The organism is Pseudomonas putida (assembly GCF_026625125.1).
In the GTDB taxonomy this organism is placed as follows: domain Bacteria; phylum Pseudomonadota; class Gammaproteobacteria; order Pseudomonadales; family Pseudomonadaceae; genus Aquipseudomonas; species Aquipseudomonas putida_X.
Map to the genome: position 1 here is coordinate 3,625,586 of NZ_CP113097.1, position 22,357 is coordinate 3,647,942.

Sequence of the window (22,357 nt, forward strand, 5' to 3'; positions counted from 1 at the left end):
GAGACCGTCAGTCAGGCGACTGGGGGCCGGGCTGCCGGCGAATGGGGCGCCTCGCGCCCCCGCCTTGAATCAGCCTTCGGTCGCTTCACGCTTCATGCGTGCGCGGCGGGCCAGGATGTTGAGCACTTCGATCGCCGTCGAGAAGGCCATTGCCGCATACACATACCCTTTGGGCACATGGGCACCGAAACCTTCAGCGATCAAGGTCATGCCGATCATGATCAGGAAGCCCAAGGCCAGCATGACTACGGTCGGGTTGTCGTTGATGAAGTTCGCCAACGGGTCAGCGGCCACCATCATCACGATCACGGCAGTGACCACGGCAATGATCATGATCGGCAGGTGCTCGGTCATGCCCACAGCGGTGATGATGCTGTCAACCGAGAACACGATGTCCAGCAACAGGATCTGGAAGATCGCGGCAGCGAAGCCCAGGGTGACTGTGGAGGACACCTTGGCTTCTTCCTTGGCGCCGTGCGGGTCGACGTTCTCATGGATTTCCTTGGTCGCTTTCCACAGCAGGAACAGGCCACCGGCAATCAGGATCACGTCCTTCCAGGAGAAGGCATTACCGAACACTTCGAACACCGGGTCGGTCAACTGAACGATCCACGCCACCGTGCTGAGCAGCGCCAAGCGCATGATCAAGGCCATGCTGATACCGATCCGGCGTGCCTTGGAGCGGTATTCGACCGGCAACTTGTTGGTCAGGATCGAGATGAAGATCAGGTTATCGATGCCCAGTACCACTTCCATGGCCACCAGCGTGGCAAGTGCTATCCAGGCGGTGGGGCTTGCGGCGAGTTCCAGCAAATATTCCATTTTTCAGTCCTGCAACGTTTCTGGGTCAGATGTCCTGGGTTTTGTCTTGCTGGTCAGCGTCCTTGGGCTTCTGCCCTTCGGTGCCGATAGCGTCGCTCAGCGCCTGCTGCGCCGCTTCGTTGGTGTCATCGATGGCCTGCTTGGCCGACTTGGCGGCCTGGTCGAGCATCTGCTGGGCAGATTTCTCGGCCTGATCGCAGCCTGCCAGGCTCATCAGTGCCAAGGCTAGCACCAAGGGTGTGCCAATGGATTTGAATTGCAGCATGGGGTCCTCGCTTGTCGATATACCGGCGGCGCGCAATACGCCTGATGGCGTCGAATTCTAAAGATGACGATACATCAGGAAAATTCGTATTTTCACCGGGTATACTTCGGTTTTAACGAATCGGGAATCCAGTGATGCTCAACTATCGACAGCTTCACTATTTCTGGGCCGTGGCCAAGACCGGCAGCATCGCCCGCGCCAGTGAGCAACTGAACCTGACCCCGCAGACCATCAGCGGTCAGATCAGCCTGTTCGAGCAAACCTACGGCCTTGAACTGTTCCAGCGGGTTGGGCGGCAGCTGGAACTGACCGAAACCGGTCGCCAGACCTTGGTCTACGCCGAACAGATGTTCCAGATCGGCAGTGAGCTGGAGGCCATGTTGCGAGCGGGCCCGCAGGAGCAGATCCTGTTCCGCGTGGGGGTGGCGGACGTGGTACCCAAGTCCATCGTCTATCGCCTGCTCGCGCCCACCATGGAGCTGGACGACGTGCTGCGCATCAACTGCCGTGAGGACAAACTCGAACGTTTGCTGGCCGACCTGGCGATCCAGCGCCTGGACCTGGTGATCTCTGACAGCCCGATGCCCAGCCACCTGGATATCAAGGGTTACAGCCAGAAGCTCGGGGAGTGCGGCTTGAGCTTCTTCGCTACCAAAGCGTTGGCCCAACGCCACGCTGGGGTCTTTCCTGGCTGCCTGCACGATGCACCCTTGCTGATCCCGGGCCAGGAGACGGTGGTGCGCAGCCGGCTGCTGCGCTGGCTTGGCGAGCAGCAGGTGCAGCCGCGGATAATCGGCGAATTCGACGACAGCGCCTTGATGCAGGCATTCGGCCAGTCCGGCAGCGGTATCTTCGTGGCGCCCAGTGTGATTGCCGAGGAAGTGTGCCGCCAATACGGGGTGGAACTGATCGGGCAGACCGAGGCGGTGCACGAGTCGTTCTACGCTATTTCAGTCGAGCGCAAGGTCAAGCACCCAGGGATCGTGGCCATCACCGAGGGGGCGCGCCGGGAGTTGTTCAATTGGTGAGCGCGAAGAGGCCGGGACGCCCCCTGCCAAGGTCTATGGTAAAGTCACGCCCTTTCAAAATACCGAGATAGCGCAGCACATGTCCCCCTTCCTCCGCGTCCTGAACCGCACCAGCCTGGTGACCCAGATCGTCATCGGCCTGATTGCCGGTATTGTCCTGGCCTTGCTTGCGCCAGCCATCGCCCTCGACCTGGGCTTTCTCGGCAAGGTGTTCGTCAGCGCCCTGAAAGCAGTCGCACCGGTGCTGGTGTTCATTCTGGTGATGGCCTCGATCGCCAACCATCGCCACGGCCAGGAAACCCACATCCGCCCGATTCTCTGGCTGTACCTGCTGGGCACCTTCTCCGCTGCCGTGGTGGCCGTTGTCGCCAGCATGCTGTTCCCTTCGCAGCTTGCCCTGAGTGCCGGCGATGTCACCCTGAGCGCGCCTGGCGGCATTGGTGAAGTGCTGCAAAACCTGGTACTGAGCGCCGTCGACAACCCGATCAACGCCCTGCTCAACGCCAATTTCATTGGTGTGCTGACCTGGGCCATTGGTTTGGGCGTGGCCTTGCGTCATGCCGGCGAAACCACCCGGACAGTGGTCGAGGACCTGTCCAACGGCGTAACCCTGATCGTGCGTGTGGTCATCCGCTTCGCCCCGCTGGGTATCTTCGGCCTGGTCAGCTCGACACTCGCCCAGTCTGGCCTGGATGCCCTGCTTGGCTACCTGCACCTCCTGGCGGTGCTGATTGGCTGCATGCTGTTCGTGGCACTGGTGATGAACCCGCTGATCGTGTTCTGGAAGATCCGCCGCAACCCTTACCCATTGACGCTGCTGTGCCTGCGCGAGAGCGGTATCACGGCGTTCTTCACCCGCAGCTCAGCGGCGAACATTCCGGTCAACCTGGCACTGTCCGAGCGCTTGGGGCTGCATGAAGACACCTATTCGGTATCGATCCCGCTGGGTGCGACCATCAACATGGCGGGCGCGGCCATCACGATCACCGTGCTGACCCTGGCAGCGGTGCACACGCTGGGCATCCCGGTCGACCTGCCTACCGCCGTGCTGCTGAGCATGGTGGCGGCGGTGTGCGCCTGTGGTGCGTCTGGCGTGGCTGGCGGTTCGTTGCTGCTGATCCCGCTGGCATGCAGCCTGTTCGGCATTCCCAGCGAGATTGCCATGCAGGTGGTGGCTGTGGGCTTCATCATTGGCGTGCTGCAGGACTCGGCCGAGACTGCACTGAATTCTTCGACCGATGTGCTGTTCACTGCGGCGGCCTGCCAGGCGCAAGAGCGCCGCAGCGCCTGAGACACGTGGGGCCGCATGGCGGCCCTTTCGCTGCAAAGCAGGCTCCCATAGCAGCCCCCAAGTGATTGCTTAAGCCAGGCGCTTTACCTACGCTAGTGGCCTTTTCCTCGCAATGAGAGTTGGCCATGTCAGAACATCAAACCGCAGACGAAGGCCGCTTCAGCAGTATCGAGATCCGCATTCTCGGCGCGCTGATCGAAAAACAGGCCACCAGCCCTGAAAGTTACCCATTGACCCTCAATGCCCTGGTGCTGGCCTGCAACCAGAAGACCAGCCGTGAGCCGGTGATGAACCTGACCCAGGGCCAGGTCGGCTTGGCGCTGCGTGCCCTGGAAGGCCAAGGCATGACCCGGCTGCAGATGGGTAGCCGCGCAGACCGTTGGGAGCAGCGGGTGGACAAGGCACTGGAGCTGGTACCGGCCCAGTTGATACTGATGGGCCTGATGTTTCTGCGTGGGCCGCAAACGCTCAACGAACTGCTGACGCGCAGCAACCGCCTGCACGACTTCGACGACACCGAGCAGATCCAGCACCAGCTCGAGCGCCTGATCTCGCGTGGTTTGGCGCTGCACCTGCCACGCCATGCCGGGCAGCGCGAAGACCGCTATACCCATGCGCTGGGGAATCCGGCAGAAATCGAGGCGATTCTTGCGGCTCGCCAGCAGGAAGGCGGGGCGCGCAACAGTGGCGGCAATGTGTCGGAAGAAAGGATCGAAGCGCTGGAGGCACGAATTGCCGCGCTGGAGGCGCGCCTGGCCGAGCTTGAAGGCTAAGCCACTCAGTGTTCCGGTTCGGGGAAGTTGCGGCAGCTTTTGCGCTCGGCCATTTCCCGGTCACTGGGGCGCTGGTTGACGAACACGGTACGGCCGTCTGCGTAGATCTCCAGGTAACCCCAGTGCAGGTCCTGCTCCTGCTGCCCGGGCTGGGGTGGCACTAGCCACCAGGGTTCACGGCTGATCAGGGTCATGGCTAACAATTCCGGAGGGTGTCGGCACTAAGCATAGACACCCCCCGGTTGTCAGCGTTACGCCGGCGCCGAGGTGCGGATCAGGTGATCGAAGGCCGCCAACGATGCCTTGGCACCCTCGCCCACTGCAATGACGATCTGCTTGTACGGCACGGTGGTCACGTCCCCGGCAGCGAAGACACCCGGGATGCTGGTAGCACCTTTGGCATCGACAATGATCTCGCCACGCGGCGACAGCTCGACCGTTCCCTTGAGCCAGTCGGTGTTGGGCAACAGGCCGATCTGCACGAAGATACCTTCCAGCGCCAGGTCATGCAGCTCATCGCTGGTGCGGTCCTTGTAGCGCAGGCCGGTCACCTTCTCGCCATTGCCCAGCACTTCGGTGGTCAACGCGCTGGTGATCACCTTGACGTTCGGCAGGCTATGCAGCTTACGCTGCAGCACGGCGTCGGCACGCAGCTGGCTGTCGAACTCGATCAACGTCACCTGGGCGACGATACCTGCCAGGTCGATCGCTGCTTCCACGCCGGAGTTGCCGCCGCCGATCACCGCCACACGCTTGCCCTTGAACAACGGGCCGTCGCAGTGCGGACAGTAAGCCACGCCACGGGCGCGGTATTGCTGCTCACCCGGCACGTTCATTTCGCGCCAGCGGGCGCCCGTGGCAAGGATCACGGTCTTGGCTTTGAGCGAGGCGCCGCCGGCAAGGCGCACTTCGTGCAGGCCACCGTCGGTGGCAGGAATGAGCGCTTCACCGCGCTGCAGGTTCATGATGTCGACATCGTACTGCTTGACGTGCTCTTCCAGTGCAGTCGCCAGTTTCGGCCCCTCGGTTTCCTGCACGGAAATGAAGTTCTCGATGGCCATGGTATCGAGCACCTGGCCGCCGAAACGCTCGGCAGCGACACCGGTACGGATACCCTTGCGTGCTGCGTAGATGGCGGCGGCAGCGCCGGCGGGGCCACCACCGACCACCAGCACGTCAAAAGCGTCCTTGGCGTTGATCTTCTCGGCCTGGCGGGCGCCGGAGCTGGTGTCGATCTTGCCGAGGATCTCTTCCAGGCCCATGCGGCCCTGGCCGAACACTTCACCGTTCAGGTAGATGCTGGGCACGGCCATGATCTTGCGTGACTCGACTTCGTCCTGGAACAGCGCGCCGTCAATGGCCACGTGGCGTACGTTGGGGTTGAGCACCGCCATCAGGTTCAGCGCCTGGACCACGTCGGGGCAGTTCTGGCACGACAGCGAGAAGTAGGTCTCGAAGGTGAACTCGCCTTCCAGGGCCTGGATCTGCTCGATCACTTCGGCACTGGCCTTGGAGGGGTGGCCGCCGACTTGCAGCAGCGCCAGCACCAGGGAGGTGAATTCGTGGCCCATGGGGATGCCGGCAAAACGCAGGCTGATGTCGGCACCCGGGCGGTTGAGCGAGAACGACGGGCGACGGGCATCGGTACCGTCCGCGCTCAAGGTAATGAGGTTCGACAGACTGGCAATTTCCACCAGCAGGTCGTGCAGTTCGCGGGACTTCGCGCCGTCGTCGAGGGATGCAACGATCTCGATCGGCTGGGTGACCCGCTCCAGGTAGGTTTTCAGTTGCGATTTAAGCGTGGCGTCCAACATACGGGCGATTCCTTTTTCAATCTTCGGATACAAAAACGCCCAGGCAATAGCGCCCGGGCGTTTGGCGGGGCAGTGAGTACTTCAGCTTTGGCGGCTGCTCACCGCCCACGACTGGCGCACGGTCTTAGATCTTGCCGACCAGGTCCAGGGATGGCGCGAGGGTAGCTTCGCCTTCTTTCCACTTGGCTGGGCAGACTTCGCCTGGGTGAGCGGCGATGTACTGGGCAGCCTTGACCTTGCGCAGCAGCTCGCTGGCGTCGCGGCCTACGCCACCGTCGTTGATTTCGACGATCTTGATCTGGCCTTCCGGGTTGATCACGAAGGTACCGCGATCGGCCATGCCGGCTTCTTCGATCAGCACGTCGAAGTTGCGCGAAATGACGTGGGTCGGGTCACCGATCAGCGGGTACTTGATCTTGCTGATGGTGTCGGACGTGTCGTGCCAGGCTTTGTGGGTGAAGTGGGTGTCGGTGGACACGCCGTAGATTTCCACGCCCAGCTTCTGGAACTCGGCGTAGTTGTCAGCAAGGTCACCCAGCTCGGTCGGGCAGACGAAGGTGAAATCGGCCGGGTAGAAGAACACGACAGACCACTTGCCCTTCAGGTCGGCTTCGCTTACCTGAACGAATTCGCCGTTGTGGAAGGCGGTGGCGTTGAACGGTTTGACCTGGCTGTTGATGATTGGCATGAGAGATGCTCCTTCATGGGGTTGGAATCAGTTGATGGAGAGAATCCTAACCGCTGGTCGCCATGAAGGCTCATTGGCAAACCTCATGCTTGCGATTGGTTTTGGCTATAAGCGAGGTTTATTAATAGAAGGGATTGGGCTGAGCAAAGGATTGCGCCCGCTTGTGCGGCCCTCGCCGGCAAGCAGGCTGCCATGGGTAGGCGCCGGCTTCAGGGCTGGGCATACCCGGGAAGCCGGCTTGCGGGTTTCAGGGGGAATGAGGTTCAGCGCGTAACGGTGCGCATGGTGACGAACTCTTCCGCCGCCGTCGGGTGCACGCCAATGGTCTCGTCGAACTGCTGCTTGGTAGCGCCAGCCTTCAGGGCAATACCCAAGCCCTGGATGATCTCGCCAGCCTCAGGGCCGACCATGTGGCAGCCCAGCACCTTGTCGGTTTCGGCGTCCACCACCAGTTTCATCAAGGTCTTTTCCTGGATGTCGGTGAGGGTCAGTTTCATGGCGCGGAAGCGGCTCTCGAAGACCTGCACCTTGTGCCCGGCTTCCAGTGCCTGCTCTTCAGTCAGGCCCACGGTACCGATCGGCGGCTGGCTGAACACTGCGGTGGGGATGTTCTGGTAATCCACCGCGCGGTACTGCTCGGGTTTGAACAGGCGCCGTGCCACGGCCATGCCTTCGGCCAGGGCGACCGGGGTGAGTTGCACGCGGCCAATCACATCGCCAATGGCCAGGATCGTCGGAGCGGTGGTCTGGTACTGCTCGTCCACACGGATGTAACCGCGGCCGTCCAGCTCCACACCGGTGTTTTCCAGGCCCAGATTGTCGAGCATCGGGCGTCGGCCGGTGGCGTAGAACACGCAATCGGTGACCAGTTCACGGCCATCCTTGAGGGTGGCCTTGAGGCTGCCGTCTTCAAGCTGCTCGATGCGCTGGATATCGGCATTGAACTGCAAGTCCATGCCGCGTTTTTCCAGCTCTTCCTTCAAATGGGTACGCACCGAACCGTCGAAACCGCGCAGGAACATGTCGCCGCGATAGAGCAACGTGGTGGCAGCGCCCAGCCCTTGGAAAATGCCGGCGAACTCGACCGCAATGTAGCCGCCGCCCACCACCAGCACCCGGCGTGGCAGCGCTTTGAGGTAGAACGCCTCGTTGGAGGTGATGGCCAGCTCCTTGCCCGGAATGTCCGGCACCTGTGGCCAGCCACCCGTCGCGATAAGGATGTGCCCGGCGCTGTAGCGCTGGCCTTGCACTTCCACTTCGTTGGCGCCGGTGATGCGCGCATGGCCTTGCAGCAGCGTCACGCCGCTGTTGACCAGCAGGTTGCGATAGATGCCGTTGAGGCGTTCGATTTCGCGGTTTTTGTTGGCGATGAGGGTACCCCAGTCGAAGTGGCCCTCCTCCAAGGTCCAGCCGTAGCCGGCAGCCTGCTCCAGTTCATCCGCGACGTGGGCGCCATACACCAGCAGCTTCTTGGGCACACAACCAACGTTGACGCAGGTGCCACCCAGGTAGCGGCTCTCGGCTACCGCCACTTTTGCGCCAAAGCCCGCTGCGAAGCGCGCCGCGCGCACACCACCGGACCCGGCACCAATCACGAACAGATCAAAATCGTAGGCCATGTATTCAGTCTCCTTGGCTGGCGCTCAGCATACCGCCGTTGGCCGCCACAAACAAAAAAGCCACCCAGCCGGGTAATGCACGGCAGTCAGCATTTTCAGGGCCGCTGTGCGGCTCCAAATCGCTTGACTGTAGTGCATTACCCAGAAGGGTGGCTCGTAGACCTGCAGTGGCTTATCAGTAAGCCTTGCCGGTCTTGTAGTAGTTCTCGAAGCAGAAGTTGGTCGCGTCGATGTAACCTTCGGCGCCGCCGCAGTCGAAACGCTGGCCCTTGAACTTGTAGGCGATCACGCAGCCGTTCTGCGCCTGCTGCATCAGTGCGTCAGTGATCTGGATCTCGCCGCCTTTGCCCGGTGGGGTGTTACGGATGATATCGAAGATATCCGGGGTCAGGATGTAGCGGCCGATGATCGCCAGGTTCGACGGAGCGTCTTCCGGGGCAGGCTTCTCGACCATGTTGGTCACACGGAAGATGTCGTCGCGGATCATGTCGCCGGCAATCACGCCGTACTTGTTGGTTTCCTGCGGATCGACTTCCTGGATGGCGATGATCGAGCAGCGGAACTGGTTGTACAGCTTCACCATCTGGGTCAGTACGCCGTCACCTTCCGGGTTGACGCACAGGTCATCGGCCAGCACCACAGCAAACGGTTCGTCACCGATCAGCGGCTGGCCGGTCAGGATGGCATGGCCCAGGCCTTTCATTTCGGTCTGGCGGGTGTAGGAGAACGAGCACTCGTTGAGCAGGCGACGGATGCCGACCAGGTATTTTTCCTTGTCGGTGCCCTTGATCTGGTTTTCCAGCTCGTAGCTGATGTCGAAGTGGTCTTCCAGGGCGCGCTTACCGCGGCCTGTGACAATGGAAATCTCGTTCAGGCCAGCGTCCAGGGCCTCTTCAACGCCATACTGGATCAGTGGCTTGTTGACCACTGGCAGCATTTCCTTGGGCATGGCTTTGGTAGCAGGCAGGAAGCGAGTGCCGTAACCGGCTGCCGGGAACAAGCATTTCTTGATCATAAACGTCCTTAAACAAAGGCGGAGCCTGTGGAATTCGGCGCAGTCTAATCAGGCGGCAGTCACCTTACAATGCCCCGCCTGCGGCCGACCGATGCCATGATAGAGATAACCCAGTGTAGATAGTTCCAGGGGATCGTAAATATTACGGCCATCAAATATCACTGGCATGCGCATCAGCCCACGCACACGGCTGAAATCCGGTTGGCGGAACTGCTTCCATTCAGTCACCAGGGCCAGTGCATCGGCACCTTCCACGCAGGCGTAAGGGTCCTCGGTCAGCTTCAGTTGACCACTGGCCAGCGCCTGCGCATAGCGCTCGGTAACCCCGGCCAGCGCCACCGGATCGCAGGCCTGCACACGTGTGCCTGCGGCCAGCAACGCATCGAGCAGCACCAGGCTGGGCGCCTCGCGCAGGTCATCGGTGCCCGGTTTGAAGGCCAGCCCCCATACCGCCACGGTACGGCCGCGCAGCACACCACCGAAATGCTGCTGCAGGGCGGTGAACAACAGGGTTTTTTGCTGATCGTTGCGGGCCTGTACTGCCCGCAGGATGACAGGCTGATAACCTTGCTGCTCGGCTGTGCGCAGCAACGCACGGATGTCCTTCGGGAAGCACGATCCCCCATAGCCACAGCCGGCGTAGATGAAATGGCTGCCGATGCGCCGGTCGCTGCCAATGCCGTGGCGCACCTGCTCGATGTCCACGCCCAGGTGGGCGCACAGCCCGGCCAGTTCGTTGATGAACGATATCTTGGTGGCCAGGAAGGCGTTGGCGGCGTACTTGCTGAACTCGGCCGCACGCGGAGACATCACCAGGATACGTTCGCGATTGCGCACAAAGGGCGCGTAGAGGCGTTGCAAGCACTGCCGTGCGGCCTCGTTGTCCGTACCTATGATGATGCGGTCCGGGCGCATGAAATAGTCGATGGCGCTGCCTTCCTTGAGAAACTCCGGGTTGCTCGCCACCTCGACGGTAAAGCCTGCGCTGCGCTCGCGCAGGCCCTGCATCACCTGCCGGGCCACGCGCTCTGCGGTGCCGACCGGCACGGTCGACTTGTTGACCACCAGGCAACTGCGCGGCAAATGGCGGCCAAGGCTGTCGGCCACGGCCAGGACGTGCTGCAGGTCGGCCGAGCCGTCTTCCAGGCTGGGCGTGCCCACGGCGATGAACACCACCTGCGCCGTGGCCAGCGACGGCTGCCACTGGTCGCTGAAGCTCAGCAGCCCTTGCTCCACGCCTGCTTGCAGCAGTGCCTGCAACCCCGGTTCATGGATCGGACACTGGCCCTTCCGCAGCTGTGCCAGGCGGTGCGGGTCGCGCTCCAGGCACACCACCCGGTTGCCCATCCCGGCGAAACAGGCTGCCGTCACCAACCCTACATACCCTGCCCCGATCACACAGAGGTCCATGGCCGCGCTCCTTGAGTGAGATAGCGGACATTGCTACCGCCCGGGGGTTGCAAAGCGGTGACGGCGCGATGACAGAACAGTGCGCCAACGGTGAGCGCGTCAGCTACCGGTGCCCTGCCCGATCAGCACCCCGTCGACCTTCTGCCCATACAGGTTGACGCCGTCGTTGGCATGAAACTTCAGCCGGGTCTTCTCGACAGAGCCCTCCACCAGCCGAGGGTCCTGCGGCCGCTCGTGGCGGTTGACCCAGGCTGCCACATCCCACGCCTGCTGATCACTCAGGCTGCCTGGCCGGCCCAGCGGCATGTTGTGCTTGATGAAGGAAGCGGCCGTATTGATCCGGTGCATGCCGGCGCCCCAGTTGTAGGAATCCTTGCCCCACAACGGCGGCATCACGTATTCGTCGGCCACCTTCTGCCCTTCGCCGTCGTCCCCGTGGCAGATGGCGCACTGCTCGCGGTAGACCTGCTGACCGCGCTTGAAGTCATAGCCACCCTTGGGTTGCGGTACTTCAGGGTACCCGCGCCCGGCGATCTCCACCCCTGTAGGGGCTTTGGTAGCCAACCAGTAGGCATAGACCGACAGCGCGGTCATCTGCGGGCTGTCTGCGGCCGGTGGCTTGCCGTTCATGCTGAACTGGAAGCAGCCCTGGATACGCTCGGCGAAGGTGTTGACCTTGTCATTTTTCTTGCGATATGCCGGATACATAGGGTACGCACCCCACATCGGCGCGGAGTGCGGCAAGCGGCCTTGGTCCAGGTGGCAGTTGCTGCAGTTCATGCCGTTACCCACCGCCTCAGGCATCAGTCGGCGGGTGTCGACGAACAGCGCATGGCCCTCGCGCACCATGTTGCCGAAAGCGTTGTCGGGCAGTTCACGCTCAGCGGGAGGCGCAAACTGCGCTGAGCCCTTGGCAGCAGTAACGTTCAACTGCGACTGGTCTTCCATGGCGATGGGCGCCGCAACCGCATGCCCCATGGCCGACAGCAGCAACGCTGGCATCAGTGCTTTCTTGGCTTTCACGGCTTTCATGGCTTGACCTCCTGGCTGGCAGGGTTGGCAAAGAATGCTGCGATTGCCTGGACCTCTTGGTCGGTCAGGGCCTTGGCCACGCCGACCATCAGCTGATTGGGGTCGTTGCTGCGGCTGCCATCGCGCCAGCCGTTGAGTTGCGCCGCCAGGTAGCTGGCAGGCTGACCTGCCAGGGGCGGAAAGTGCTCGCCCACACCACTGCCACCAGGACCATGGCATTGCACGCAACCGGGAATGTTACGGCTCCAGTCACCGTAAAGCGCCAGGCGGGTGGTGGGATCGTTAGCGATCTGCTGACGGCGCACGCCTGGGGCCTGCTCGCCTGGCAGGGCGGCCAGGTAGCTGCTGACGGCCGTGATCTCATCCTCGGTCAAGGCCTTGGCCAGCGGTTCCATCACCGCTTGTTTGCGGCTGCCGGCACGCCAGTCATGCAACTGTTTGCTCAGGTAACCTGCCGGCAGGCCGGCCAGGCGTGGGAAGCCAGCGGCGACTATGCCCTTGCCGTCAGGGCCATGGCAGCCCAGGCAAGCCATGGCGGCGGGGTTGGCGCCACCCTGGGTGAAGATCTTCTGGCCATCGGCGGCATGCGCCATGGGCCAGGCCACGATCAGCAGGCTGCCGATCAGGACTCGACTCAACGGGGTCATCACGAATCTCCATTTCTTTTGTTATAAGCTTAGGCTTAAAACACATAAGCAAATGGATACTAGCCCCGCCTGGGAACTGCCAACAACGGCAACACGACCAGCACATGGCAATTGGCCTTGTTAACCGCGTTTTACTTGAGCCAGATCAACCGCCAGAGATGCACTTGGTCGCCGCAGTGCGCACATCGCCCAAACGCAGTGGGAAGTTGTTCAAGCGTTCATGCAGCTTGATGCTGCTGCCGCTGCCACGTTCATCGATATCCACCAGTGCCGCTGGCCCGGCGCCGGCCGTCAGCTTTTGCGGCACGATCAAGCGCAGGCCATCGCCGCGCTGCTCTTCGACCAACGGATCACGGGTGTTCGCCAGCTCCTTCTTGACACAGTCGGCATACTCGCGGGGCGTCTTGCCAGAGATCACATCCATCGTTTCGTGCGACTGCTCCAGCTCGGAAACGCTGACACAACCACCCAGCGTCAGGGACAACGCCGCCACCATCCACTTCATTTGGCATACCTCAGCTATCAGGAATGCATCAGACCACGGCCAGGCACTTTTGCTCCGTGCTTTGGCAGATTTATCTAGCCCCACGCCATCCGGCGCGCCAGCCAATCCCGACATCGTGGTATCGTTCGCGTTTGCTGAACCCGACTTTGCGGAGCACCCCATGAAATTCGTACACCAGCGCGAGCATCTCAACGAGGACGACATCGTCGTCATCGAGTGCTCTCAACGCTGCAACATCCGCCTGATGAACGACGCCAACTTCCGCAGCTTCAAAAACGGCGGCCGACACACCTACCACGGCGGCCACTTCGAGCGGTTCCCGGCCAAGATCACGGTACCTAGCACCGGTTTCTGGAACATCACCATCGACACCGTGACCACGCGCCCGATCTCGGTAACGCGCAAGCCAACCTTGTCCCACAAGATCAAGATCATCCGTCGTTCGTCGTCCAAACTCAGATAAGACCGCCATGAACCAGAACATCAAGTACGTCATCAAATACAAGCTCGACGGCGAACGCCGCTGGGACTTCGCCGTCATGTCCGATGCCTCGCACGAGCAGGCACTGGAAGCCCTGCGCAAGATCCACGGCGACGACGCCGACAAGATCAGCGAGATCCACGTCAGCAAGGCCCTGTAAAACCGCTGGGAGAACTGCATGAGCAACTGGCCAGACCGTCGTATTCTCGATCTGCTGGGCATCGAGTTGCCCATTCTCCAGGCGCCCATGGCCGGCGCCAGCGGCTCGGCCCTGGCCATCGCCGTGGCCAACGCCGGGGGCCTGGGCGCCCTGCCCTGCGCCATGCTCACCGGCGAGCAGGTGCGCGACGAGATCGCAGCCTTTCGCAGCGCTTGCCCGAGCGCCCCGCTGAACCTGAATTTCTTCTGCCACCAGCCGCCAGCCCCTGACGTCGACCGCGACAAGCGCTGGAAGCTGGCACTCAAGCCGTACTACACCGAAGTGGGCGCCGACTTCGAGGCTCCCACCCCGGTGTCCAATCGCGCCCCCTTTGACGAGCACAGCTGCCAGTGGGTCGAACAACTGCGCCCGGAGGTGGTGAGCTTCCACTTCGGCCTGCCCGACGCTGCGCTGCTGCAGCGTGTGAAAGCAACCGGAGCCAAGGTGCTGTCCAGCGCCACTACGGTGGAAGAAGCACTGTGGTTGGAGGCCAAGGGTTGCGATGCGATCATTGCCATGGGCAGTGAAGCCGGTGGCCATCGCGGCATGTTCCTCAGTGAAGACATCAACAGCCAGATCGGCACCTTCGCCCTGGTGCCGCAGGTTGCCGATGCAGTCGGGGTGCCGGTGATCGCCGCTGGCGGCATCGCTGACCCTCGTGGCCTGGTTGCCGCGCTGGCCCTGGGGGCCAGCGCCGTGCAAATCGGCACGGCCTACCTGTTCTGCCCGCAGGCCAAGGTGTCTACGGCCCACCGGCGCGCGCTGGACAGTGCTTCGGCCAGCGACACGGCCCTGACCAACCTGTTCACCGGGCGCCCGGCACGCGGCATCAATAACCGCGTCATGCGCGAACTGGGGCCGATAAGTGAACTGGCGCCACGCTTCCCCCTGGCTGGCGGCGCGCTGATGCCGTTGCGGGCAATCACCGATCCACAAGGCAACAGCGACTTCAGCAACTTGTGGGCAGGGCAAGCGTTGCGGCTGGGCAAGGCGATGCCGGCTGAACAGCTGACCCGGGAAATTGCAGAGAGGGCGTTGACACTGGTTGGGCGCTAGCGACTGGCGTGGGGTGCCTGCCCCTGAAGGGAGTGCGCCAATTTCAGCTATCAAACCAGGCAGCACCTTCCGGCTTCAGAGCTATCGCTATATAGTTACCGCTATAACGATAACCTGAACTCCCAAGGAGCTGTTTTCATGCGTACACGCTTGCCCCTCCTGGCCGCCACTGCCCTCGCCTGCATCCTATCCGTCAACAGCGCCTGGGCCGACGAGGTGCAGGTTGCGGTCGCCGCAAACTTCACCGCGCCGATCCAGGCCATCGCCAAGGACTTCGAGAAAGACACCGGCCATAAGCTGATCGCTGCCTACGGCGCCACCGGGCAGTTCTACGCACAGATCAAGAACGGCGCGCCGTTCGAGGTGTTCCTCGCCGCCGATGACAGCACCCCGGCCAAGCTGGAGCAGGAAAAGGACATCGTCCCCGGCTCGCGCTTCACCTACGCCATTGGTACGTTGGCCCTGTGGTCGGCCAAGGACGGCTACGTTGACGCCCAAGGTGAGGTATTGAAGAAAAACCAGTACAAGCACCTGTCCATCGCCAACCCGAAAACGGCGCCCTACGGCCTGGCCGCCACACAAGTACTGGCCAAGCTTGGCTTGGCTCAAGCCACCCAGGGCAAGATCGTCGAAGGCCAGAACATCACCCAGGCCTTCCAGTTCGTCTCCACCGGCAATGCCGAGCTGGGTTTCGTCGCCCTGTCGCAGATCTACAAGGACGGCAAAGTCACCCGTGGTTCGGCCTGGGTCGTACCGTCCGAACTGCACGACCCTATCCGCCAGGACGCCGTCATTCTCAACAAGGGCAAAGATAACCCGGCGGCCAAGGCACTGGTTGAATACCTCAAAGGCCCCAAAGCCACTGCGATCATCAAGTCTTATGGTTATGAACGCTGATGCCACTGGACGCCAGTGACCTGGGGGCCATCTGGCTGACCGTCAAGCTGGCCAGCCTGACCACCCTGATCTTGCTGCTCATCGGCACGCCCATCGCCTGGTGGCTGGCGCGTACGCGCTCTTGGCTGCGCGGGCCGGTGGGCGCGGTGGTTGCGCTGCCGCTGGTGCTGCCGCCGACGGTGATCGGGTTTTACCTGCTGATCGCCCTCGGCCCGCATGGCTGGATAGGCCAGGCCACCGCGGCCCTGGGCCTGGGCAGCGTGGTGTTCAGTTTCACTGGCCTGGTGATCGGCTCGACGGTGTACTCCCTGCCGTTCGTGGTGCAACCGCTGCAGAACGCCTTCGCTGCCATCGGCCAGCGCCCGCTGGAAGTCGCCGCGACCTTGCGCGCCAGCCCGTGGGACACCTTCGTACATGTGGTGCTGCCGCTGGCACGGCCTGGTTTCATCACCGCCAGCATCCTTGGTTTTGCCCACACCGTAGGCGAGTTTGGTGTGGTACTGATGATTGGCGGCAACATCCCTGACAAGACCCGCGTGGTCTCGGTGCAGATCTTCGATCACGTCGAGGCCATGGAATATACGCAAGCCCACTGGCTGGCCGGTGCCATGCTGGTGTTCTCGTTCCTGGTGCTGCTCCTGCTGTACGCAGGGCGCCGAGGCAAGCCTGGCTGGAGCTGAAATGAGCGGATCGATTGTGGCGCGCATCAAGCTTGCGCGTGACGACTTCACCTTGGATGTCGACCTGCAACTGCCAGGGCGCGGCATCAGCGCCCTGTTCGGCCATTCCGGCTCGGGCAAAACCTCGTGCCTGCGCTGCCTGGCCGGCCTGGAAAGGGCCGCGAGCGCTTATATCGAGGTCAACGGTGAAGTCTGGGAAGACAGTGCGCGCAACTACTTCCAGGCGCCCCACCTGCGGCCGGTCGGCTACGTGTTTCAGGAGGCCAGCCTGTTCCCGCATTTGTCGGTGCGCGGCAACCTGGCGTTCGGCTGGCGGCGAATTGCACCAGACGAGCGCAAGGTCAACCTCGACCAAGCCTGCCAACTGCTGGGCATCGGCCACCTGCTCGAACGCAGACCGGCAACCCTGTCGGGCGGCGAGGCTCAGCGTGTGGGTATCGCCCGGGCGCTGCTCAGCAGCCCGCGCCTGTTATTGATGGATGAGCCCCTGGCCGCACTGGACGGGCCGCGCAAGCGCGAGATCCTGCCCTACCTGGAGCGCCTGCACGATGAACTGGACGTTCCTGTGATCTACGTCAGCCATGCCCAGGACGAAGTGGCGCGGCTGGCCGACCACCTGGTGCTGCTGGAGCAAGGCAGGGCAACGGCCAGCGGCCCGATTGGGCAAACCCTCGCGCGCCTGGACCTGTCGCTGGCCCAGGGCGACGATGCCGGCGCGGTATTAGAGGGCGTGGTGGTTGACCACGACGCCCATTACGGCTTGCTCGACCTGCGCCTGCCTGGCAGTCAAGCGCCGGTGCTACGCATTGCCCACCCGGCGCACGAAACGGGCAGCACCTTGCGGGTCAAGATTCAGGCCCGCGACGTCAGCCTGACGCTATCGCCAGATGGCGCCTCCAGCATCCTTAACCGGCTGGCCGTGCGGGTGCGTGACGTGCACCCGGCAGACAACCCGGCGCATGTGCTGGTCAGCCTGGATGCCGGCGGCAATGCCCTGCTGGCGCGCATCACCCGCTTCTCGGCGGACCAGCTCGGCCTGCATCCGGGGCAGGCGTTGATCGCGCAGATAAAGTCGGTAGCGCTATTGGGCTGAGCATCACTCGCGCGGCCGCTGTCCATTGATCAGTGACCTGATCGAGGCCTGCCGCCCATGCTTGACTGCACCCTACCCGCCAGCCTGCATTACGTTGACGATAGCCAGCCCGGCCTGAGCCGGCGCCGCTGGCGCGACCGTTTCATCTACCTCGATGCCCAAGGCCAGCGGGTGCGCGACAGCGAAACCCTGGCACGCATCGCCGCCCTGGTGATCCCGCCAGCCTACACCGACGTGTGGATTTGCGCCGACCCGCAAGGCCACCTGCAAGCCACAGGGCGCGATGCGCGTGGCCGCAAGCAATACCGCTACCACGCCCAGTGGCGCGAGCTGCGCGATCAACACAAATATGGACGCATGCTGGCCTTCGCCCAGGCATTGCCCAAGCTTCGGGCACAGCTGGAGACCCACCTGGCGCGCCCGGGGCTGGACCGGGAGAAGGTAATGGCACTGGTGGTCAGCCTGCTGGACCACACACTGATCCGCATCGGCAACCAGCGCTATTTGCGCGACAACAAATCCTACGGCCTGACCACGCTGCGCAACCGCCATGTGAAGGTCGAGGGCAGCACCATCCGCTTCCAGTTCCGCGGCAAGCGCGGCGTGGAACACAATGTCACCCTGCGCGACCGACGCCTGGCCAACCTGCTCAAACGTTGCATGGAGCTGCCGGGCCAAGCGCTGTTCCAGTACCTGGACGAAGAAGGCCAGCGGCACAGCATTGGGTCCAGTGAGATCAACCAATTCCTGCAGCAACTGACCGGTGCCGATTTCACTGCCAAGGATTACCGCACCTGGGCAGGTAGCAGCCTGGCGCTGAGCCTGCTCAGGCCGCTGGCCTGGGAGCCGGAGAGCGAGGCCAAGCGCCAGGTTGCGAGTATCGTCAAGCAGGTGGCCGCGCGCCTGGGTAACACCCCGGCCGTATGCAGGCGCTGCTATATCCACCCTGCCGTGCTGGAGCATTACGCCTTGGGACGCCTGGCAGAGCTTCCTGGCCGCCGCGTGCGCAAGGGCCTTGATCCCGAAGAAGTGGCATTGCTGTTGTTTCTGCAGGCACTGGAGCAAGCACAAGCCAATTGAACGAGCCTATACCTGTAATCATGCAGAGAAATTTCACATTAAGGTCGAAGCGCCCTATCCTTGCCACCGAGCACCTTCGCCGGACGCTTACCCGCGTTTCACCACGGCACCTGCAACTAAAGACACACAACAGAATTTGCTTTACGGGGAATTAATATCCGCCGAAAGCGTCTTTAATGAGAAGGAAGAGGGACAGGCTCCCACCACTGCGGCACTTGCCGGGTGGATTTCGATACCACCAAGGAGAACTACATGCTGATACTCACCCGTAAGGTTGGCGAAAGCATCGTCATCAACGATGACATCAAAGTCACCATTCTGGGCGTCAAGGGGATGCAGGTGAGGATTGGCATTGATGCACCAAAGGATGTCCAGGTGCACCGTGAAGAAATCTTCAAGCGTATCCAGGCCGGTAGCCCAGCCCCGGAAAAGCACGACGATCAACACTGATTGCGACACTTCAAGCCGCACGGACGCGCTTGATCGATTGCGTACCTACCGCAGCCCGAGCCTCAGGCGCCAAGCAGCTCGCGCACTTTGGCGATCAACTTGTCCACGTCGAACGGTTTGTCGAACGCCGCAGCGAACAGCTCCGGGCGTCCTTGGCTGGCCTGCGCGCCACTCATCAGGATCACAGGGAGGTCGGGCAACTGCAGCTCTTTGCGGATGGCCAGTACCAACTCTTCGCCGTTGAGCACCGGCATCATGTAGTCGGTGATCACCAGATCCACGCGTTTTTCCTGTAACGCTTCCAGGGCCTTGCGCCCATTGCTCGCCTTTTCTACCAGAAAGCCTTCGTCCTCCAGGGCAAAGCCCAGGATATCGGCGATCAGGTATTCGTCATCGACGATCAGAATAGTGTTCATCCGCCGCCCTTCACCCGCTGCCTTGGGGCACGGGCGTACCCGAGAGCACACCGGATGCGCCCTCGAAAGCCTTGTGCAGGTGAATGCCCTGTGGGCCGATATGCAACTCATGCAGCGCAGGGTCATGATGGCTGTCACGCACCTTGAGCACTGACAACATGCGCCGCAGTTGCGAATCCAGTTCGACAAAACGCATCAATAACAGGTTATCGACGATGCTCGACAGGTCGGGGGCCGGGGCGGTGATTTCCGAGCCGAACAGGTCGCGCATCTCCCAGGTGAGCATGACGCTGACATCGCGTGCGCGCAGCTCGCCAGTCAGGGCGCGGAAAAACGCATTGAGCCGTGCCGGATCAGTCGCCAGGCGGCTGAATGCGCCCAGGCTGTCGATCAGCACACGCTTGCTACCCTGCTGCTGGACTTGTTCCAACAGGCGGGCACCGACCTGGTCGAGCAAGCCCTCGGTCGTCGGCTGCCAGCTCAGTTGCAAAGCACCTTGCCGCTCCAGCGCGTCGAAGTCGTAACCCAAGGAAGCGGCCTTCAGGCGTACCCTGGCAGGTGTTTCATAGAAGCCGAAATGCAGCGCAGGGCTTTCGGCGGTTGCTGCGCCAAGAAAGGCCAGGCCCAGCGACGTCTTGCCTGCACCGGAGGGGCCCATCAACAAACTCACCGAACCACTGGCCAGCCCGCCGCCCAACATTTCGTCCAGCGCGGTTACGCCCGAGGTCACCTGGCTCAGCGTGGCCGAACCCAACTGGCTGGGGTGGCTGTACAGCGCTTCCAGGCGCGGGTAAACATGGATCCCGTCCTCGTCGATCAGGCATTCATGGCGCCCGGACAGTGCCCCGCTACCCCGCGTCTTGCGCAGTTGCACATGGCGCACGGCGCGGCTACCCAGCAACTGTTCCCCCAGTTCGATCACGCCATCGACCATGGTGTGCTCGGGGCTGCCTTCATCGAGCCGGGCACTGGTCAGCAGCAGCACGGTACAGCCGGCAAAAGCGGCATGCCCCTGCAGTTCAGAAACGAACTTCTTGGTATCCAGTGTGGTTTCCGCGCGGACCCTGGCATTGAGCAGGCCGTCGACGATCAGCAGGCTGGCTTGCTGCCGGGCAATTTCCTGGCGGAGCAATTTGACCACCGCATCGAGCCCCTCCTTTTCGAGGGTATCGAAGGCACTGACGAACTGGATCTGGTCACCGATCAGCGCCGAGTCGAAGAACCCCATGGTCGCCAGATACTGAAAAAGCCGTTCATGGGACTCGCTGAGCAGGGTGGCAACCAACACTCGTCCACCCGTACGTACATGACCACATGCCAACTGGTTGGCGAGGATGGTCTTGCCCGCGCCAGGTGGGCCCTGAACGATGTAGGAGCCGCCTGTGACCAGGCCGCCCTTGAGCAAGGCATCGAGCCCTTCGATCCCCGTCAACAGCCGCTTGAGTGCCTGAACCATGGGAGTTACCTGTGGGGTTGAGGAGCCGCAGCGTGCTCCGACGCCGGCAGGTAAAGGCGCATGCAGGTGCCCTTGCCGACCGTACTTTGCACCGTGATTGCGCCGTTGCTTTGCTTGGCAAAGCCGTAGGCCTGACTGAGCCCGAGACCTGTACCCTTGCCAAAAGGCTTGGTGGTGAAAAATGGCTCGAAGATGCGTGGCAGCACTTGGGAGTCGATGCCAGCGCCGGAGTCGCGCACTTCAAAGCACACGAACGTGCCGTGCAGCCCGTCTACTTCGCCCGTGAGCTCGACCGCATCAAGCGCAATACAGATTGTACCGCGCTCACTGACGGCATCGCGGGCATTGAACAGCAAATTGAGCAGTACCATCTGCAACTGCCCGGCATCCACCTCGATCACGGGCAAGTCAGGTTGCAGGTGCTCTTGCAGTTCGATATCGCTCGGCAAGGCGTGCTCCAGCAAACTGCGCGTGGAAGCCAGTACCGTAGCGGGCGCCACCACCGTGACATCCATCTGCCGATGCCTGGCGAACGTCAGCAGTTGCTGCGTCAGCTCGGTACCACGCTGGCCTGCATCCAGAATGTGCTCCAGCATACGCTGCACGCGCACGGGGTCCGGGCTGTTCAGTGCCAGCTTGGCCGAACTCATGATGATGGTGAGCAGGTTGTTGAAGTCGTGCGCCAATCCGCCGGTCAATTGGCCCAGCGCCTCGAGCTTTTGCGCCTGGAACAGCTGGGCACGCATGGCGTCCAGCTGCAAGGCCGATTCGCGTCGGTCGGTAATATCGCGCGTGACCTTGGCCAGGCCAATGATGTGTCCCAGATCATCGCGGATCACATCGAGGGCGGCCAACGCCCAGAATTGCGTACCGTCCTTGCGTACCCGCCAACCCTCATCTTGCGCCACGCCCAGCTCGAGGGCTTGCTTGAGCAGATAGTCAGGGCGCCCTTCAGCGCGGTCTTGGGGCGTGAAGAACAGCGAGAAATGCCGGCCTACCACCTCGTCGGCACGGTAGCCCTTGATCCGTTCGGCGCCGGCATTCCACGACACCACGTGACCAGAAGGGTCGAGCATGTAAATGGCATAGTCCACCACAGCCTGCACCAGCTGCTCGTAGCGGTTGGCGGTCATTGCAGGCGGGGCGATGCAGTCGGCTGAAACCATGCAAACTCCACAGGCACAGCGGTTGGGCGGTAATGAGTGCGGCCAGCGTAGCCCCGGGCATGGGCGAACGATGCACCCGTTAGCACGATGATGGCTGGCGAGGTACGCAGACGCTGCACTTATTGGATCCAGTAAGGAACGGCACAGTGGCCTAATGACAGCGAGGTGTCAATCGCCTGTGCAAATGCCACCCACTTCTTAGATCATAGGCGCTATGGTTGACTCAACTATAACAATGGGTTATATGGCGCGCCTGATTAGCAGCGCCTTCTGCTCAGAGGCGTGCCGGGTTCAAGCGTGCGAGTGCGGTGGAGTTGGTATATACAGCAGACTTAAATCTGCTTTTTGACACGATCGTGTCCCGGGAAGTGGTGCAACTGAACCAGCCGAAGGCGCCCTGCGGGCGAAAGAGGATGGTCATCGTGGTTCTTGGCTAACGTTTAGTTTGCGAAGAAACACTCACCAGAGAAACCA

The 22,357-nt window shown here is 62.1% G+C and carries 25 protein-coding genes; 11 read left to right on the plus strand and 14 right to left on the minus strand.

What is annotated here, in order from left to right:
• Nucleotides 1-69: 69 nt before the first annotated feature.
• Nucleotides 70-822, minus strand: a complete 753-nt coding sequence (locus OSW16_RS16605; protein ID WP_267816916.1) for a TerC family protein — start codon at nucleotides 820-822, stop codon at nucleotides 70-72.
• Between the two features lie 25 nt (nucleotides 823-847).
• Complete coding sequence (locus OSW16_RS16610) at nucleotides 848-1,087, minus strand: hypothetical protein (protein ID WP_012315027.1); 240 nt, start codon at nucleotides 1,085-1,087, stop codon at nucleotides 848-850.
• Nucleotides 1,088-1,221: 134 nt separating this feature from the next.
• Here OSW16_RS16610 and nhaR point away from each other — a divergent pair, with 134 nt between their 5' ends.
• The 3 genes from nhaR (at nucleotide 1,222) to OSW16_RS16625 (ending at nucleotide 4,179) form a co-directional block, all read left to right on the plus strand.
• Complete coding sequence (gene nhaR / locus OSW16_RS16615) at nucleotides 1,222-2,115, plus strand: transcriptional activator NhaR (RefSeq protein ID WP_267816921.1); 894 nt, start codon at nucleotides 1,222-1,224, stop codon at nucleotides 2,113-2,115.
• A gap of 79 nt (nucleotides 2,116-2,194) precedes the next feature.
• Complete coding sequence (gene sstT, locus OSW16_RS16620) at nucleotides 2,195-3,406, plus strand: serine/threonine transporter SstT (protein ID WP_267816923.1); 1,212 nt, start codon at nucleotides 2,195-2,197, stop codon at nucleotides 3,404-3,406.
• A 125-nt stretch (nucleotides 3,407-3,531) separates the two neighbouring features.
• Nucleotides 3,532-4,179, plus strand: a complete 648-nt coding sequence (locus OSW16_RS16625; RefSeq protein WP_267816925.1) for a YceH family protein — start codon at nucleotides 3,532-3,534, stop codon at nucleotides 4,177-4,179.
• A 5-nt stretch (nucleotides 4,180-4,184) separates the two neighbouring features.
• Here the strand turns inward: OSW16_RS16625 and OSW16_RS16630 are convergent, their stop codons facing one another.
• From OSW16_RS16630 to OSW16_RS16670, 9 genes are all read right to left on the minus strand, one after another.
• Entirely contained in the window at nucleotides 4,185-4,373 is a 189-nt protein-coding gene (locus OSW16_RS16630; protein WP_267816927.1) for a hypothetical protein, read from the minus strand.
• 57 nt (nucleotides 4,374-4,430) lie between these two features.
• On the minus strand, nucleotides 4,431-5,993 hold the full coding sequence (gene ahpF / locus OSW16_RS16635) for an alkyl hydroperoxide reductase subunit F (RefSeq protein WP_267816930.1): 1,563 nt from the start codon (nucleotides 5,991-5,993) through the stop codon (nucleotides 4,431-4,433).
• 124 nt (nucleotides 5,994-6,117) lie between these two features.
• Nucleotides 6,118-6,681, minus strand: a complete 564-nt coding sequence (ahpC, locus tag OSW16_RS16640) for an alkyl hydroperoxide reductase subunit C (RefSeq protein WP_012315033.1) — start codon at nucleotides 6,679-6,681, stop codon at nucleotides 6,118-6,120.
• A gap of 263 nt (nucleotides 6,682-6,944) precedes the next feature.
• Nucleotides 6,945-8,300: a glutathione-disulfide reductase gene (gorA, locus tag OSW16_RS16645; protein WP_267816933.1), complete on the minus strand. Its 1,356-nt coding sequence runs from the start codon at nucleotides 8,298-8,300 to the stop codon at nucleotides 6,945-6,947.
• Between the two features lie 175 nt (nucleotides 8,301-8,475).
• Nucleotides 8,476-9,315 (minus strand): UTP--glucose-1-phosphate uridylyltransferase GalU, encoded by an 840-nt coding sequence (gene galU, locus OSW16_RS16650; RefSeq protein ID WP_012315035.1) that lies wholly within the window; start codon nucleotides 9,313-9,315, stop codon nucleotides 8,476-8,478.
• 48 nt (nucleotides 9,316-9,363) lie between these two features.
• Nucleotides 9,364-10,725, minus strand: a complete 1,362-nt coding sequence (locus OSW16_RS16655) for a UDP-glucose dehydrogenase family protein (RefSeq protein WP_267816935.1) — start codon at nucleotides 10,723-10,725, stop codon at nucleotides 9,364-9,366.
• A 99-nt stretch (nucleotides 10,726-10,824) separates the two neighbouring features.
• On the minus strand, nucleotides 10,825-11,757 hold the full coding sequence (locus OSW16_RS16660) for a c-type cytochrome (RefSeq protein ID WP_267816937.1): 933 nt from the start codon (nucleotides 11,755-11,757) through the stop codon (nucleotides 10,825-10,827).
• Complete coding sequence (locus OSW16_RS16665; RefSeq protein ID WP_267816939.1) at nucleotides 11,754-12,404, minus strand: c-type cytochrome; 651 nt, start codon at nucleotides 12,402-12,404, stop codon at nucleotides 11,754-11,756. Before OSW16_RS16665 ends, OSW16_RS16660 begins: the two co-directional genes overlap by 4 nt.
• 145 nt (nucleotides 12,405-12,549) lie before the next feature.
• Nucleotides 12,550-12,909 carry a hypothetical protein gene (locus OSW16_RS16670; RefSeq protein WP_267816941.1) on the minus strand — a complete coding sequence of 120 codons (360 nt, stop codon included), beginning with the start codon at nucleotides 12,907-12,909 and terminating at the stop codon, nucleotides 12,550-12,552.
• A 160-nt stretch (nucleotides 12,910-13,069) separates the two neighbouring features.
• Between OSW16_RS16670 and OSW16_RS16675 the strand changes: the two genes are divergently transcribed.
• The 8 genes from OSW16_RS16675 to csrA all read left to right on the plus strand — a co-directional run bounded on the left by OSW16_RS16675 (nucleotide 13,070) and on the right by csrA (nucleotide 18,845).
• Nucleotides 13,070-13,372 carry a DUF1883 domain-containing protein gene (locus OSW16_RS16675; protein WP_241805335.1) on the plus strand — a complete coding sequence of 101 codons (303 nt, stop codon included), beginning with the start codon at nucleotides 13,070-13,072 and terminating at the stop codon, nucleotides 13,370-13,372.
• A 7-nt stretch (nucleotides 13,373-13,379) separates the two neighbouring features.
• On the plus strand, nucleotides 13,380-13,550 hold the full coding sequence (locus tag OSW16_RS16680; protein ID WP_241805336.1) for a hypothetical protein: 171 nt from the start codon (nucleotides 13,380-13,382) through the stop codon (nucleotides 13,548-13,550).
• 18 nt (nucleotides 13,551-13,568) lie between these two features.
• The gene (locus tag OSW16_RS16685; RefSeq protein ID WP_267816943.1) at nucleotides 13,569-14,645 is read left to right on the plus strand and encodes an NAD(P)H-dependent flavin oxidoreductase; all 1,077 of its coding nucleotides are present in this window, start codon (nucleotides 13,569-13,571) and stop codon (nucleotides 14,643-14,645) included.
• 138 nt (nucleotides 14,646-14,783) lie between these two features.
• The gene (gene modA, locus OSW16_RS16690) at nucleotides 14,784-15,542 is read left to right on the plus strand and encodes a molybdate ABC transporter substrate-binding protein (protein ID WP_267816945.1); all 759 of its coding nucleotides are present in this window, start codon (nucleotides 14,784-14,786) and stop codon (nucleotides 15,540-15,542) included.
• The gene (gene modB, locus OSW16_RS16695) at nucleotides 15,542-16,222 is read left to right on the plus strand and encodes a molybdate ABC transporter permease subunit (RefSeq protein WP_267816947.1); all 681 of its coding nucleotides are present in this window, start codon (nucleotides 15,542-15,544) and stop codon (nucleotides 16,220-16,222) included. Before modA ends, modB begins: the two co-directional genes overlap by 1 nt.
• A gap of 1 nt (nucleotide 16,223) precedes the next feature.
• Nucleotides 16,224-17,315, plus strand: coding sequence for a molybdenum ABC transporter ATP-binding protein (gene modC / locus OSW16_RS16700; protein WP_267816949.1), 1,092 nt, complete (start codon nucleotides 16,224-16,226; stop codon nucleotides 17,313-17,315).
• Nucleotides 17,316-17,372: 57 nt separating this feature from the next.
• The gene (locus tag OSW16_RS16705; protein WP_241805341.1) at nucleotides 17,373-18,395 is read left to right on the plus strand and encodes a DNA topoisomerase IB; all 1,023 of its coding nucleotides are present in this window, start codon (nucleotides 17,373-17,375) and stop codon (nucleotides 18,393-18,395) included.
• Nucleotides 18,396-18,647: 252 nt separating this feature from the next.
• Nucleotides 18,648-18,845 (plus strand): carbon storage regulator CsrA, encoded by a 198-nt coding sequence (gene csrA / locus OSW16_RS16710; RefSeq protein ID WP_012315047.1) that lies wholly within the window; start codon nucleotides 18,648-18,650, stop codon nucleotides 18,843-18,845.
• Between the two features lie 62 nt (nucleotides 18,846-18,907).
• Here the strand turns inward: csrA and OSW16_RS16715 are convergent, their stop codons facing one another.
• Genes OSW16_RS16715 through OSW16_RS16725 form a run of 3 tightly spaced genes read right to left on the minus strand, consistent with a single transcriptional unit; the run spans nucleotide 18,908 to nucleotide 21,883 of the window.
• Nucleotides 18,908-19,261, minus strand: a complete 354-nt coding sequence (locus OSW16_RS16715) for a response regulator (RefSeq protein WP_012315048.1) — start codon at nucleotides 19,259-19,261, stop codon at nucleotides 18,908-18,910.
• A gap of 10 nt (nucleotides 19,262-19,271) precedes the next feature.
• A complete protein-coding gene (locus tag OSW16_RS16720) occupies nucleotides 19,272-20,717 on the minus strand; it encodes an ATPase domain-containing protein (RefSeq protein ID WP_267816953.1) in 1,446 nt (481 codons plus the stop codon).
• A gap of 5 nt (nucleotides 20,718-20,722) precedes the next feature.
• The gene (locus tag OSW16_RS16725) at nucleotides 20,723-21,883 is read right to left on the minus strand and encodes a two-component system sensor histidine kinase NtrB (RefSeq protein ID WP_267816955.1); all 1,161 of its coding nucleotides are present in this window, start codon (nucleotides 21,881-21,883) and stop codon (nucleotides 20,723-20,725) included.
• Nucleotides 21,884-22,357: the final 474 nt, after the last annotated feature.

Bases quoted from the DNA above. Each gene is read 5' to 3' on its own strand.
- OSW16_RS16630 (WP_267816927.1), bottom strand. From the start codon at position 4,373: ATGACCCTGATCAGCCGTGAACCCTGGTGGCTAGTGCCACCCCAGCCC.
- OSW16_RS16685 (WP_267816943.1), top strand. From the start codon at position 13,569: ATGAGCAACTGGCCAGACCGTCGTATTCTCGATCTGCTGGGCATCGAG.
- OSW16_RS16610 (WP_012315027.1), bottom strand. From the start codon at position 1,087: ATGCTGCAATTCAAATCCATTGGCACACCCTTGGTGCTAGCCTTGGCA.
- OSW16_RS16605 (WP_267816916.1), bottom strand. From the start codon at position 822: ATGGAATATTTGCTGGAACTCGCCGCAAGCCCCACCGCCTGGATAGCA.
- ahpC (WP_012315033.1), bottom strand. From the start codon at position 6,681: ATGCCAATCATCAACAGCCAGGTCAAACCGTTCAACGCCACCGCCTTC.
- OSW16_RS16670 (WP_267816941.1), bottom strand. From the start codon at position 12,909: ATGAAGTGGATGGTGGCGGCGTTGTCCCTGACGCTGGGTGGTTGTGTC.
- modB (WP_267816947.1), top strand. From the start codon at position 15,542: ATGCCACTGGACGCCAGTGACCTGGGGGCCATCTGGCTGACCGTCAAG.
- sstT (WP_267816923.1), top strand. From the start codon at position 2,195: ATGTCCCCCTTCCTCCGCGTCCTGAACCGCACCAGCCTGGTGACCCAG.
- OSW16_RS16705 (WP_241805341.1), top strand. From the start codon at position 17,373: ATGCTTGACTGCACCCTACCCGCCAGCCTGCATTACGTTGACGATAGC.
- csrA (WP_012315047.1), top strand. From the start codon at position 18,648: ATGCTGATACTCACCCGTAAGGTTGGCGAAAGCATCGTCATCAACGAT.
- OSW16_RS16725 (WP_267816955.1), bottom strand. From the start codon at position 21,883: ATGGTTTCAGCCGACTGCATCGCCCCGCCTGCAATGACCGCCAACCGC.
- modC (WP_267816949.1), top strand. From the start codon at position 16,224: ATGAGCGGATCGATTGTGGCGCGCATCAAGCTTGCGCGTGACGACTTC.
- gorA (WP_267816933.1), bottom strand. From the start codon at position 8,300: ATGGCCTACGATTTTGATCTGTTCGTGATTGGTGCCGGGTCCGGTGGT.
- OSW16_RS16680 (WP_241805336.1), top strand. From the start codon at position 13,380: ATGAACCAGAACATCAAGTACGTCATCAAATACAAGCTCGACGGCGAA.
- OSW16_RS16625 (WP_267816925.1), top strand. From the start codon at position 3,532: ATGTCAGAACATCAAACCGCAGACGAAGGCCGCTTCAGCAGTATCGAG.
- OSW16_RS16660 (WP_267816937.1), bottom strand. From the start codon at position 11,757: ATGAAAGCCGTGAAAGCCAAGAAAGCACTGATGCCAGCGTTGCTGCTG.
- ahpF (WP_267816930.1), bottom strand. From the start codon at position 5,993: ATGTTGGACGCCACGCTTAAATCGCAACTGAAAACCTACCTGGAGCGG.
- OSW16_RS16665 (WP_267816939.1), bottom strand. From the start codon at position 12,404: ATGACCCCGTTGAGTCGAGTCCTGATCGGCAGCCTGCTGATCGTGGCC.
- OSW16_RS16655 (WP_267816935.1), bottom strand. From the start codon at position 10,725: ATGGACCTCTGTGTGATCGGGGCAGGGTATGTAGGGTTGGTGACGGCA.
- nhaR (WP_267816921.1), top strand. From the start codon at position 1,222: ATGCTCAACTATCGACAGCTTCACTATTTCTGGGCCGTGGCCAAGACC.
- galU (WP_012315035.1), bottom strand. From the start codon at position 9,315: ATGATCAAGAAATGCTTGTTCCCGGCAGCCGGTTACGGCACTCGCTTC.
- modA (WP_267816945.1), top strand. From the start codon at position 14,784: ATGCGTACACGCTTGCCCCTCCTGGCCGCCACTGCCCTCGCCTGCATC.
- OSW16_RS16715 (WP_012315048.1), bottom strand. From the start codon at position 19,261: ATGAACACTATTCTGATCGTCGATGACGAATACCTGATCGCCGATATC.
- OSW16_RS16720 (WP_267816953.1), bottom strand. From the start codon at position 20,717: ATGGTTCAGGCACTCAAGCGGCTGTTGACGGGGATCGAAGGGCTCGAT.
- OSW16_RS16675 (WP_241805335.1), top strand. From the start codon at position 13,070: ATGAAATTCGTACACCAGCGCGAGCATCTCAACGAGGACGACATCGTC.